Genomic DNA, 13,297 nt, shown 5'->3' with positions numbered 1-13,297 from the left:
AAATCTAAATCTCATAGACTAAAAATTCATCTTAGTCAATAAAGTAACACATTCCACCGCTTCTTTTACATCATGAACCCGAAGAATCTTCGCCCCTTTTGTCAAAGCAATTGTATTGAGAACTGTAGTTCCGTTTAAAGCTTCTTGCGCTGTATTATTTAGAGTTTTATAAATCATTGATTTTCTCGAAACTCCGGCTAAAACAGGTAAATCTAATAAATTAAAAAGTTCCATTTTTTGCAAAACTTCATAATTCTGATCGGTTGTTTTGGCAAATCCAAAACCGGGATCTAAAATCAAATCGTTGATTCCGAGGCTTCTTGCCAGCTTTACTTTTTCAGAAAAATAAAACAACATTTCTTTTACAATATCGTCATATTCTGTAAGGCTTTGCATCGTTTGCGGATTTCCTCGCATGTGCATCATGATATACGGAACATTATAATCAGCAATTACATCAAACATTTTATCGTCTAATTCTCCTGCTGCAATATCATTTATAATCGCTGCGCCACTTTCTATACTCGCTTTTGCAACCTCAGCTCTAAAAGTATCAACAGACAATAAAGCTTCCGGAAAATGCTTTAAAATTAATTCTATCGCAGGAACAATTCGCTCAATCTCTTCTTGTTCAGTAACAAACTCAGCACTTGGTTTGCTTGAGTAAGCTCCAATATCTATAAATGTTGCGCCTTCAGCTAACATTTTACCTACCTGAGAAATTATTTCCTCTTCGTTTTTATATTTTCCTCCATCAAAAAAGGAGTTTGGTGTAACATTCAAAATTCCCATTACTTTAGGAATCGATAAATCTATAAGTTGGCCTTTACAGTTAATTAGCATTTGTTTTTATTTTTTGTTTCAGGCTTCAGGTTAATGCAGATTGCGCAAGTTCTAAAACTTGAAACTTGAAAATTTTATCTCATTTTACGGTTTCAGGTTATTGCCATTAACACTTTGTTTAGAAAAAACTTGAAACAAAGAAAACCTTAACTTGAAACTCTTAAAAAATTATCCTTATTTTTGAAGAAATTTTAGCAAATATACAGCAATAAATGAAGAATACTTCCCTTGAATTTGATAATGTAATTACGGTTTGCCGAACTTTATTTATCAATAAAATGAAAGATTATGGTAGTGCATGGCGAATTTTACGATTGCCATCGCTAACGGATCAGATATTCATAAAAGCACAAAGAATCAGAAGCTTACAAGAAAACGACGTGCGCAAAGTTGATGAAGATGAAAAAGGAGAATTCATCGGGATCATCAATTATTCGATTATGGCTTTGATTCAGTTAGAATTAGGTGTTGTAGATCAGCCTGATTTAAGCGTAGAACAAGCAACCGAATTGTACGATGCCAAAGTTAAGCTGACCAAAGAGTTGATGGAAGCCAAAAATCATGATTATGGCGAGGCGTGGCGTGATATGCGCGTAAGTTCATTGACAGATTTGATTCTGCAAAAATTACTTCGCGTTAAGCAAATTGAAGATAACAAAGGTAAAACTTTAGTTTCTGAAGGTATTGATGCTAATTATCAGGATATGATTAATTATTCTGTTTTTGCTTTAATCCTTGAACCTATAAACAAATAAATTCCAAAAAATAAAATTCCAAATTCCAACCGTAAAATTGGAATTTGGAATTTAAAAAATTGGGATTTTAAATATTAAATATTTGACATGAAAAACATCATTACTCAATTCTCAAGATTATTTGTCGGAGTATTATTTATTATCTCCGGATTAATAAAACTGAATGATCCTGTTGGATTCTCTTATAAATTAGCAGAATACTTTAGCGAACCGGTTTTTAATATGCCATTTTTAGAGCCATTGGCTTTAGGATTAGCGATCTTTTTAGTAATTCTTGAAGTTGTTTTGGGCGTTATGTTATTGGTTGGTTACAAATCAAAACTTACCATTTGGGCATTATTACTTTTAATTGTTTTCTTCACGTTCCTTACCTTCTACTCTGCTTATTTTGATGTTGTAAAAGATTGCGGATGTTTTGGAGACGCATTGCATTTAACACCTTGGCAATCCTTCACAAAAGATATTGTTTTATTATTCTTTATTCTGATTTTATTCATCAATAAAAACTTAGTAAAACCTTTGTTTTCAAGTGCTGTTACCAATATTATCACTTACGCAAGTGTGGTTTTATGCATTTTTATGGCAGTTTGGGTTTTAAATCATAATCCAATCAAAGATTTTCGTCCTTATAAAGTAGGAACGAATATCGAAAAAGGAATGGAAATTCCTGAAGGCGCGCCAAAATCTGTGGTTGAGATGATTTTTATCTACAAAGTAAATGGTGTTGATAAAGAATTTACCGAAAAAGATTTAGCAAATATTCCTGAAGGAGCCACTTTTGTTGACAGAAAAGATAAAGTAATTACAGAAGGTTATATTCCGCCAATTCACGATTTTACAATGGTAAAAGATGATTCTGACTATAAAGAAGAATTATTAAAAGAACCTAAATTACTAATTTTCGTAACTTATGATCTGGCTTTATCTAATCCTGACGGAATGAAAAAGTTAGAGGCTGTAAATAAAGAAGCAAAAGCAAAAGGATATAAAGTAATTGCCATGACAGCTTCTGGAGCAGAAGAAATTGCAAAAGCGAAGAAACAATATGGTTTAAATGTTGATTTCTATTTTTGTGATGCAACGGCTTTAAAAACCGTAGAAAGAGCCAACCCAAGCATTGTGGCTTTACACAACGGAACCGTAGTTCAGAAAGTACATTACAACGATATTAAGGATTTGAAATTATAAAAATCAGATCATTATAATTTACAAAACACCAATTCTTCTATAAGTTGAATTGGTGTTTTTTTTGATATGTACATTACCAGAATGCGATTAAACGAACAAAACAGGACTAATTGCAAGTATAATTTAAACTAAAAAATACGTTAAAATAACATCTTCTGTTTTAAAAATCTAAATTATAAGCCGTACCTTTTGTTAATCTTAGAAATTGTTTAATTTAAATTCTATAGCTATGAAACAATTGTCAAGTCTCGTATTTCTTTTTTTATTGATTGGATGTAATAGTGAAGCTGATATTACCGACAATCTCACAGCGCCGGAAACTTTTGCTTTTCAGATTTTAGATAAAACTACAGGAGAAAATGTATTCACCAGCAAAAAATATGATCCTCAAAAAATTATTGTAAAAAATCTGGATTCTCACGACGTTGTAAAACATCAATTTATATCAGATAATGATTTGGATATTATCGTGCTCGAAAACGTAGGGAGAGACAGCGAAAACATCAATTATTCTATTAATATAGATGACAAAAGTCTTTTTGAACTTCATGTCGATGCCATTTTAGTCAAAAAGGATTTGGATTTTGAATATCAAAATGTCGAAATTAACAATGTAGTATTTAAACGAGATCAGACATCCGGAGTTTATAATATTCTCGCATCGCTTGACTAACTAAAAAAACAAAAATTACGAATATTATTTTCATCTTTCTTGACTAAAAAAGACGCGTAATTTCTTTTCTAAAAAACACTTTTTCCAGCCGTTTTTTTGATCCAAAACAACACGATTTTAAAATAAATCCAATATTTTTTACGCTACATTTTTTGAATAAATCAAAAAATACATCAAAATTCGTATTTCACCACTCTACTATTACGATTTCACTCTCTGTTTTTTAACCTAATTTTTGTCTTTTGTTATAAAATAAGCGACTGTTCAATTTTTGTTAATCTCCATTTCTCATTCAATTTGTTTGTTTAACTTTGTTGATGATCATTTATTACCTGAAATCTTTAGGATTCTAAATCAGAAAAATAAAAAGTAATAAGATGATCTCAATTAGAATTAAAAAAACAAATAGTATCTACGTATGAAACAATTAGCCCTGGTTGTAATTGCATTTATAACATTTTCATGCTCGCAAGCTCAGAAAACAAGTTTTTCTAAAGAAGCTTTGTCTGAAAAATTATTAGCAACTGATGAAAGTCAAGTTACTTTCAAAAACATTTTAAAAAAATACAAAGGTAAAACTTTGGTAATCGAGGTTTGGGCTTCATGGTGTGGTGATTGTGTAAAAGCTATGCCACAATTAAAAGAACTTCAGGCAAATAATCCTGATGTTTCGTATTTATTTATCTCTGCTGATAAAACAGCTGATAAATGGAAAGCAGGAATTGAAAAACACGAACTTAAAGGTGATCATTTTATGATGAATGATGGTATGAAAGGCCTTTTTGGAAAAGCAATTGATTTAGACTGGATTCCGAGATATATCATCGTTGATAAAACAGGAAAAATTGTATTGTATCGTGCCATTGAAAAGGATTTTGATAAAATCAATGAAACTTTAAAAAGCCTGAAATAAAATTCAGCAAATGGCAAATGACAATGACAAATTCAATATCAATGTCAAATTAAACAAGAACAAAAAACAAAAAAAAGAATAAAATAAAACACTACCAAAATGAGAAAAAAGATTGTTGCAGGAAACTGGAAAATGCATAAAAACGCAGCGCAAACTGAAGAATTATTAAGCGAATTAATTACTAAAATACCAGCTCAAACTACTGCTCAGGTAATTGTAGCTCCAACATTTGTAAACTTACAAGCGGCTGTTGCTAAAGTTAAAAACACAACTATTGGTGTTGCTGCTCAAAACGTTCACCAAGCTGAAGGTGGAGCTTTTACAGGAGAAATTTCTGCTGATATGTTAACTAGCATTGGTGTAAACACCGTAATTCTTGGTCACTCTGAGCGTAGAGCAATTTTTCACGAAACTGACGCTTTAATCGCTAATAAAGTAGATACTGCTTTAAAACATGACCTTACAGTAATTTTCTGTTTTGGAGAAGAATTAAAAGACCGTCAATCAGGAAATCACTTTAATATTGTGGAGAACCAATTGCGTGACGGATTATTTCAAATTGCAAAAGAATCATGGTCTAAAGTTGTTTTAGCTTACGAACCTGTTTGGGCTATCGGAACTGGAGAAACTGCTTCACCAGAACAAGCTCAGGAAATGCACGAATTCATCAGAGAAGTTGTTCGTAAAGCTTACGGAGCTGAAATCGCTGACGAAGTTTCTATTTTATACGGTGGTTCTGTAAAACCAGACAATGCTAAAGAAATCTTCTCTAAACCAGACGTAGACGGTGGTTTAATTGGAGGTGCAGCTTTAAAAGCTGATGACTTTTTAGCTATTGTAACTGCTATCTAATTTTAGATTTTAGATTTTAGATTTTAGATTTTAGATTTTAGATTTTAGATTTTAGATTTTAGATTTTAGATTTTAGATTTTAGATTTTAGATTTTAGATTTTAGATTTTAGATTTTAGATTTTAGATTTTAGATTTTAGATTTTAGATTTTAGATTTTAGATTTTAGATTTACTATAAAAAAACGTTCGCTATCGCGAACGTTTTTTTATGCTTTAATTTTGCGCAAAGTCAAACTTAAATTTTCTTATATAACTTATATGGTGAACAAAGAAAAAACTAGTTTATAAATGATGCCAATAAAGGGCAATTGTATTTTTTAAACGTTGGGGTCGTTTTATAAATTGAATAGAAATTCACCAACTCCTTCCCTGCTTTAAACGGATTTTTTGCTTCTTCTTCGGCAGAAATCATATTCGCGTAATGGCCGTAATAATTACATTCAAAAATCATCAAACTGGCCATTGCTTTCTCATTATTGTTTTTAGACATTTTCAGGGCTTTTTCGTAATACATTTTAGCCATGGTTAAGCCGTAATAATTCCCTTTTTGATATGTTTTCTCGAGTTCAGAATTATCTCCGTAAACATAGTCTATATACGATTCTCCGGACGTCCAGTCGTATGCCACCATCATCCAGGAATTACCCAGATACGAAACATTAAAATAAGCATGTGCCAATTGCAGATTACTTGCCGCTGTATTTTGTTTCTTTAACTGAATAAGTTTGGCAATAAAATCGGCTTTGTTAAAGCGATAATCAAATTTTCGTTCTTTATCTTTTTGAATGATTTTAGGTGTAAAAGGATTTTCGTTTAAATAATTTTTATACTCATAATTTTTGTCCCAGAAATCTTTTGGCATAGACGAAAAGGTTTCATAAGCCAATTCTAAATTATTGTTTCTAAAAGCAATCGTCCCCTTCAGGTCTTTGTAATAATTAATATCGGGAGCAATTGTTCCTGAACAAATGTATTTTTCAAAAGGCGTTTTGTTTTCTTTTTGCTGTAAGGCAATCAATTTATCGATATCTTGTGTAGTCGCAGTTCTGTCAAAATAACCTATATAACTGTACAAATAGGCATTATCATAAGATGAATATACGCCTTCGCTTTTGCTGTCTGATTTCATCATTAATAATCCTGCTGTAACACGATCGTCTTTTTTAGCAAAATCTGCACTGGCAATACGGTATAAACTATACAGATTTTTAAATAAGCCATAATCTGTTTCTACTAAATTTTCTACGGAATCAAAATAGTTGAAAAGCTGGTTTTGAACTTTCTCACTTTTTAAATCATCTTGTTTTAAAGAAACTAAAGCCAATTGAATGTTCTTCTGCATTTGTATGGATGCATTGGCTTTGTCTGAGATCATATTGGTATATTTTTTACCCAAATCAATATCATCATCAATAAAACAAAGCTGTGCAATGGCAGCTGTAATATAATCTTTTTGCTCGCCTGTAGTTTGCTCGCGAATAGAAATTAAGAAATATTCTAAAGCTCGCAAATGCAAGATGTCTTTAGTATAGTTTTCTTCTTTTGCTTTAGCGTAATTTCCGTACCAGTCTGTTCCTTCAAATACTACCGAAGGACTTCCGTCATTGGTATATTGTGGCGTAAAAATCCAGTCTTCGAGTTTGTTGATTTCTCTTCCAATCAAAAAACTAAAATTAATACTGTTCGGGCTAAGTTTATAAACCTCTTCAATCGTTTTTAAATCCGGCGCAGGATTACGAAAACTTTCAATAGAAAGTATTACACTTCGCTCTTCGTCATTTTGAGCCAGAGCAAGGGTTTCCTGAGTTAATTTCCAGTTATAATGTTGTAAAACCGCGAATGATTTTTCTTCGCAAGTGGCAAAAACTTTACTCAACAAATAATTTTGTAAAGGAAAATTGTCGATGCACAAAGCTTTATAATACAAAGCCCAAGGTTCTAAAATGGTGTTTTTATTCTCAGCAAAATAAGTGTCGTACAAGCGAATCACTTCATTTTTATCCTGAGCGTAAAAACTATATCTTAAAATTAAAAAAGCATAACGCTGTTTTAAAAAAGCATCTTTGGCTGATTTTATTTTCTTTTCAAAATCTCCTGTTTCTGCTAATTTATGATCTTTGCTGTTATAACCTATCTGATTCCAGGATTCCCATTTTACATCAGTATTACTATTGTATTCTAACTTTTTAGCAAACAAAATATAGCTTAAGAATGCTTTGTTTTTTGATAACAATAAGGCTTCGATAAAAGTATTTTTTTCGAATGCTTTTTTTAAGCTTTTGTTTTCATAAGCTGTTTCAAATACTTCTCCGTCGGTCTCGTACAAAATGGTATGAACATCTTTCGGATCAACTGCATTTCCCAACTTTTTCTTCCATTCTAAACAATTCAATTCCTGATCGACACCAGAAACCGTATTGGTAGAATAGTAATAATCTGCCGAATAATAGAACGGCGTAAGTTTAAAGAATCCTTCTCTTTGTGCTTTAAACAAAGCCAATCTACTCGTTTCCGGCGAAACACTCCAACCGCAGGCAAAAGAAACCTGAAAGGTTAATACTAAAAGTAAACTACTAAAAACGCGCATAATAACCGGATATATTTTGGGTTCCATAATCATTAATATATTTTTTATCGAAAGAGAAAAACGTCACTTTGGTCTGATTATCAATTTTGATCTTACTGGTAACAATCGAAATCATTTTTTCGAGCTCAGCTTCAGAAATTTTCTCAATCCTGATTTCATCTCCGTTTCGTAAATACGTTTGCCCTATTAAAACATCATCTTGTAGTATATATTTGCTATCTGATGTTTTCTTAAGTTTAACACTATCATTTCTTAACTGATCGTAATCTGATAAAATCCCTTTAAACTGATTCCCTCTAAAAACCACTGCCCAACTGTAAAGCGGCAAAGCAATATCTAATTTTAATTTATACTTGTCGTGTGTAATATATTGCGCTAATTCTTCGCTGGTTCCTATTGAGTTTTTGGTATTAAAATCGTCTGGTTTTGCCAAATTATAGCACATCAATAAACCTTTATCAACGGGCGGAGTTCCGGCTTTTTCGGCGTACTTATATTGCCAGAGTCGGATAGTTGAAGCTATTTTTGATGTTGAAAATCCTTTCTTGATTTGCTTTAGCAAATAAAAATAGTTCTCTTTTGATTTTTCTGTCCAATCGCAATCGATCAGAATTTCTTTAAAATCGACTTTTAATTTCGCCAGTTCAATCGATTTTATCGAATCATAATTCAGGCGTTTAAAGTTTTCCTGTTTGTAATAATCTTTTGGATATACAATTCCGTTAGCGATTTTATCTGCCTTGGCTTCATTTAGCCTAACACCAATTTGCTGTACGCGTTTCGCAATTCTCGACGCCAGACTATCCAATTGTTTCTTATCTGATTGCAGAACCACTTCATTGGTAATAAAAATACTTGGTGTGATTTCAGGATTGCTTTCATTTAAACTAAAATCGTTAATCGTCGCAACCGGCAAAGGTTCTTTGGCATACGGATTCCAGTCGATGTCAAAAAAACGAATATACATATGCTGCACTTTTAAATCCCGGATCAAAGAATCCTCTTCTTTCTGAAAATACAAGCTGGTTTTCCAATAGCAAAACGATCTTACTACGTCATGTTCTTTTTCACAAGTTGCTCCGTTAAGTACCACAAAGAGCAAAATAAAAATGATATTCTTCATATTCAAAAAATCCTTACAAATTCTAATCAAAATTAACATTAATAATTATTAGAATATGATTTATTTATGAACAACTTTTGCTTTGTATTCTTACCTTTGCAAAAAATTTATTTATGTCGAACATATATTTAGGATACCATTTTACAATTGAACCAAAAGAACCGGGTTCAGAAATTTTAATTGCTGAATTAGGCGAAAAAGCGTTTGAGACTTTTACTGAAACTGAAACTGGAATTTCGGCTTATGTAAAGAAAGATTTATGGGATGAGAATATTCTGGACGACATTTATATTTTAGAATCTGAAGAATTTAAAATCGAATATACGGTTGAAGAAATCGATCAGGTAAACTGGAACGAAGAATGGGAAAAGAATTTTGAAGCGATTGATGTTGACGGAAAATGCCATGTTCGTGCTCCTTTTCATGAAAAAACCAATGCCGAATTTGATATCGTAATCGAGCCAAAAATGAGTTTTGGTACAGGTCATCACGAAACGACTCACATGATGATTCAGCATTTGTTAGAAATGGATGTTAAAGGTCTTAAAACTCTTGATATGGGTTGCGGAACTGCGATTTTAGCGATTTTAGCTGAAATGAAAGGCGCAGAACCAATTGATGCGATCGATATTGATAATTGGTGTTATTTGAATTCTATCGAAAACGCTGAACGCAATAATTGTAAACATATTACCGTTTACGAAGGCGATGCAGCTTTATTAGCAGGAAAAAGTTACGACCTGATTATTGCAAACATCAACAGAAATATTTTGTTGAACGATATGCAAAGTTATGTGGATTGCTTAAACAAGGGCGGTATTATATTATTTAGTGGTTTCTATGAAGAGGATATTCCTTTTATTGATGCTTCATGCACCGAAAAAGGATTAACATATGTTAAAAAGTTTCAAAGAAATAACTGGGTTTCATTAAAATACGTAAATTAGATAGTTGATTATCTGAAATTTAAGTCGCCCACATTAAATAGATCAAAACGATTTGCACCGATTTAGCTTTTCTAAAAAGCTGTTGAATTGTAAATCTTTGGCAAATAAAATTAGTAATTACAAAAAGTACAAAAACCTAAAAACATGAGTACTAAAGAAAAAGTAAGAGAAAGAGTTCGCGAAAAGGAAGCGACGGTTTTCAATAACGAAATCATTGTTTATAACGACGATGTAAACACTTTTGATCACGTAATTGATACTTTAATACGTGTTTGCAGTCACACGCCTGAACAAGCAGAACAATGTTCCTTAATTGTACATTACAACGGAAAATGCACTGTAAAAACAGGGCCACTGGATAAATTAAAACCTCAATGTACTCAACTTCTGGAAGCTGGACTAAGCGCCGAAATTGTTTAATTTACCAATAATTTAAAAACGCATTCTATTTTGTTTTACACTAAAACTGAATAGAATGCGTTTTCATTTCAAACAAGCTGAGATACATGAGAATTATCGGACTTTTAATACTGCTTTTATTGCCCTTTATTTCAAAAGGTCAATTAAAATTTGAAGCTCTTCGAAAAAAACTAGTCGAAAATAAGACTTATGAGTACGTTTATGATTTCGAAAATAATTATGCCGTATTTAGAACCTTCAAAGGAAAAATGGGGCTAATTGATACTACAGGAAATGTTATTATCAAACCAAGCTACGAATACATTCATAATAAAGAAGAGCTTAAAAACTTATACGAAGTTGGTAATACAGTCAATAAAAAATTCAAACGAGGCTATATCGATCTGAAAGGAAATATCAGAATTCCGCTTGAATATGACGACGTTTATTTTCTAAGTAAAAATCTCATTAGAGTTTCTAAAAACAACAAAACCGGTGTAGTTGATACTTTAAACAAATTAATTCTTCCTGTAAAGTTTGATTATATAAGAGATTATGCAGACGTGATTTATACTGAGAGCAATAACTTACTTGATCTTTTTGATTTTTCAGGAAAGCAGATAACCAATTTTAAAGCAAAGGATATTGATTATTTTACAGATAACAGAACTATTGTAACGCTTCAGAACAACAATAGTTTTATAATAGACAATCACGGAAAAATAATTTTAGATCCTGTTAAAAATCATCGATTTGAAAAAGTTATCGACTCAGATTCTTATATTATTCTAAATACAATTTCTAATAAAAAAGGACTGATTAATTCTAAAGGCGATTATACAATAGAATGTAAATATGATGATATTAGAAATCATAAATCATTTTTTATTGTTAAGGACAAAAATAAGTGTGGGTTAGTAACAAAAAATGACTCTATACTAAAACCAATTATTTATGACGGAATTTATCCTGTAAATTATAAAGAAGACAATCACTTTCAAAATCAATTATTGGCAAAGAAAGACAATCTTGAAGGCATTATAAATCCTTTTTTAGAAAACGAGATTATTCCTATTCGATACAAAGATGTTGATGATTTTTCAGATTACTATATCGTAACTACTGTAGAAAATAAAAACGGGTTATTTTCTGAAAATGGCGATCGTATTATCAGTGAAGATTATGAGTTTTACAACGTATCTCCAGACAAAATTTTTGCTACAAAAAACAATAAAAAATATCTGTTGACTATTACCGGGAAAACTTATTCTGAGATTGAAATTCCTGTAGATGAATTTGCAAAAAATGGTTCTTTCTCTAACGGATTTGCTAAAAGCAATTTTCAGATTTTTAAAAACGGAAATAAGTATGGCGTAATTAGCAATAAAAATGAAATCGTGATTGCCTGTGAATACGATGCAATTAAAAATATTTATTCGACCTCAGAATTTATTGTAAAAAAAGACAACAAATACGGTGTCGTAAAAGCCAAAAACGAGATTAAGCTTGAGATCAAATACGATTCTTATCAAATTATAAAAGAATATATCAGGTTTGACATTAAAAATCCGAAAACTAAAAAAGCGTATATGATAAACTATTCTTCAGATTATTAAATAAGAACATTCTGACTTGTTTTAAAAATCGTAATTCGATACTTTTTTTTTCTAAATGTTTAATTTACAAATAATTTAAAAAACATCCTATTTTATTCTATATTTGAACAAAATAGAATGTTTTTATATGGAAGAATATGGAAAGATATTGATTATCGCTACGCCTATTTTTTTAGTATTAATTATAATCGAAAAAATATACGGCATTTATAAGAAGGACGACACCGCTCCTTTGATCGATAGCGTATCAAGTATTAGTTCCGGAATTACCAATTCTGTAAAAGATGTTCTGGGATTAAGTCTGACTTTTATCTCTTATGAATGGATGGTTTCTAAAATTACCATTTACCATCTTGAAGCCAATGTTCTCTCTTATTGTATTGCCTTTTTCGTGATCGATTTTTACGGTTACTGGAGTCATCGATGGGCACATCAAATTAATCTTTTCTGGAATAAACATGCCATTCATCATAGCAGCGAAGAATTTAATCTCGCCTGCGCTCTGCGTCAGCCTATTGCGAGTTTAGTTAATTTATTTACTTTTTTATTGATTCCTGCTGCGTTATTAGGCGTTCCGGCTTCGGTAATTGCGATTACTTTGCCGTTGCATTTGTTTTTGCAATTCTGGTATCATACTAAACATATTAAAAAAATGGGGGTTCTGGAATACATTCTGGTTACTCCTTCGCATCATCGTGTACATCATGCTATAAACCCCGAATATTTAGATAAAAACCATTCACAGATTTTTATTTTTTGGGATAAGCTTTTTGGTACTTTTCAGGCTGAATTAGAAGATGTTCCGCCTGTATTTGGTATTACAAGACCGGCCAATACCTGGAACCCGATACGTATTAATTTTCAGCATTTGAGTTTGCTGATTAAAGATGCCTGGCGAGCCGAAAACTGGAAAGACAAACTGACTATATGGTTTAAACCAACGGGCTGGCGTCCAGAAAATTTTGACACTAAATATCCTGTAAATAAAATTGATAACGTATTTGACTTTGATAAATACGGCACACAAAACTCGCAAAAATTAATTTACTGGTCTGTTGCACAGGTTTTAATTACGCTTTTGTTTGTAACATATTTATTTGATAACATCGCTAAAATTGGTTTGCCTAATATTTTTATCTACGGTTTTTTTATTTTGATAACGATATATAGCTACACAGAGTTAATGGACAAAAGCAAATATGCCATTTTTTGGGAAGGTTTACGTTTGGTGATTGCAATTGCAATTATTGCGTATTATGGAGATTGGTTTGGCTTAAATCATGCTTTTTCTATGAGTAATTACATTATCATAAGTTATTTAAGTTTATCGTTTTTAATTACGGTTTACTTTGTAACAATCGATTTCAAGACCCCCACCAACCAAATAATAAATTCATAAAC

The 13,297-nt window shown here is 31.5% G+C and carries 12 protein-coding genes; 9 read left to right on the top strand and 3 right to left on the bottom strand.

The genetic code is table 11. The features are described 5' to 3' along the window. Positions 1 to 18: 18 nt before the first annotated feature. Entirely contained in the window at positions 19 to 843 is an 825-nt protein-coding gene (folP, locus tag L0669_RS13870) for a dihydropteroate synthase (RefSeq protein ID WP_263758287.1), read from the bottom strand. Positions 844 to 1,055: 212 nt separating this feature from the next. On the opposite strand from folP, the gene L0669_RS13865 reads away from it, so the two are divergent. The 5 genes from L0669_RS13865 to tpiA all read left to right on the top strand — a co-directional run bounded on the left by L0669_RS13865 (position 1,056) and on the right by tpiA (position 5,224). Continuing rightward, the gene (locus L0669_RS13865) at positions 1,056 to 1,598 is read left to right on the top strand and encodes a DUF1599 domain-containing protein (RefSeq protein WP_173973082.1); all 543 of its coding nucleotides are present in this window, start codon (positions 1,056 to 1,058) and stop codon (positions 1,596 to 1,598) included. 87 nt (positions 1,599 to 1,685) lie between these two features. Next, positions 1,686 to 2,786: a BT_3928 family protein gene (locus tag L0669_RS13860; RefSeq protein ID WP_173973083.1), complete on the top strand. Its 1,101-nt coding sequence runs from the start codon at positions 1,686 to 1,688 to the stop codon at positions 2,784 to 2,786. 229 nt (positions 2,787 to 3,015) lie between these two features. After that, positions 3,016 to 3,459, top strand: coding sequence for a hypothetical protein (locus tag L0669_RS13855; RefSeq protein WP_263758285.1), 444 nt, complete (start codon positions 3,016 to 3,018; stop codon positions 3,457 to 3,459). 418 nt (positions 3,460 to 3,877) lie between these two features. Next, the gene (locus L0669_RS13850) at positions 3,878 to 4,372 is read left to right on the top strand and encodes a TlpA family protein disulfide reductase (RefSeq protein ID WP_173972903.1); all 495 of its coding nucleotides are present in this window, start codon (positions 3,878 to 3,880) and stop codon (positions 4,370 to 4,372) included. Positions 4,373 to 4,471: 99 nt separating this feature from the next. Then, positions 4,472 to 5,224 carry a triose-phosphate isomerase gene (gene tpiA, locus L0669_RS13845; RefSeq protein ID WP_173972904.1) on the top strand — a complete coding sequence of 251 codons (753 nt, stop codon included), beginning with the start codon at positions 4,472 to 4,474 and terminating at the stop codon, positions 5,222 to 5,224. Positions 5,225 to 5,501: 277 nt separating this feature from the next. On the opposite strand, the gene L0669_RS13840 is transcribed toward tpiA, so the two are convergent. Together L0669_RS13840 and L0669_RS13835 are read right to left on the bottom strand one after the other, a co-directional pair. Beyond that, positions 5,502 to 7,838, bottom strand: coding sequence for a hypothetical protein (locus tag L0669_RS13840; protein WP_263758284.1), 2,337 nt, complete (start codon positions 7,836 to 7,838; stop codon positions 5,502 to 5,504). Further along, positions 7,798 to 8,934, bottom strand: coding sequence for a hypothetical protein (locus L0669_RS13835; RefSeq protein ID WP_263758282.1), 1,137 nt, complete (start codon positions 8,932 to 8,934; stop codon positions 7,798 to 7,800). The genes L0669_RS13840 and L0669_RS13835 overlap by 41 nt, the downstream gene beginning before the upstream one ends. 113 nt (positions 8,935 to 9,047) lie before the next feature. On the opposite strand from L0669_RS13835, the gene prmA reads away from it, so the two are divergent. The 4 genes from prmA (at position 9,048) to L0669_RS13815 (ending at position 13,295) form a co-directional block, all read left to right on the top strand. Beyond that, the gene (gene prmA, locus L0669_RS13830) at positions 9,048 to 9,881 is read left to right on the top strand and encodes a 50S ribosomal protein L11 methyltransferase (RefSeq protein WP_263758280.1); all 834 of its coding nucleotides are present in this window, start codon (positions 9,048 to 9,050) and stop codon (positions 9,879 to 9,881) included. A 144-nt stretch (positions 9,882 to 10,025) separates the two neighbouring features. After that, positions 10,026 to 10,301 (top strand): ATP-dependent Clp protease adaptor ClpS, encoded by a 276-nt coding sequence (locus L0669_RS13825; protein ID WP_263758279.1) that lies wholly within the window; start codon positions 10,026 to 10,028, stop codon positions 10,299 to 10,301. 86 nt (positions 10,302 to 10,387) lie between these two features. Beyond that, positions 10,388 to 11,896: a WG repeat-containing protein gene (locus L0669_RS13820; protein WP_263758278.1), complete on the top strand. Its 1,509-nt coding sequence runs from the start codon at positions 10,388 to 10,390 to the stop codon at positions 11,894 to 11,896. Positions 11,897 to 12,023: 127 nt separating this feature from the next. Continuing rightward, entirely contained in the window at positions 12,024 to 13,295 is a 1,272-nt protein-coding gene (locus L0669_RS13815) for a sterol desaturase family protein (RefSeq protein ID WP_263758276.1), read from the top strand. Positions 13,296 to 13,297: the final 2 nt, after the last annotated feature.

This window comes from Flavobacterium bizetiae (assembly GCF_024271895.1).
In the GTDB taxonomy this organism is placed as follows: Bacteria; Bacteroidota; Bacteroidia; order Flavobacteriales; family Flavobacteriaceae; genus Flavobacterium; species Flavobacterium bizetiae.
Note: the sequence above shows the minus strand (reverse complement) of the source record. Positions and strands in the feature narration are given on the sequence as shown.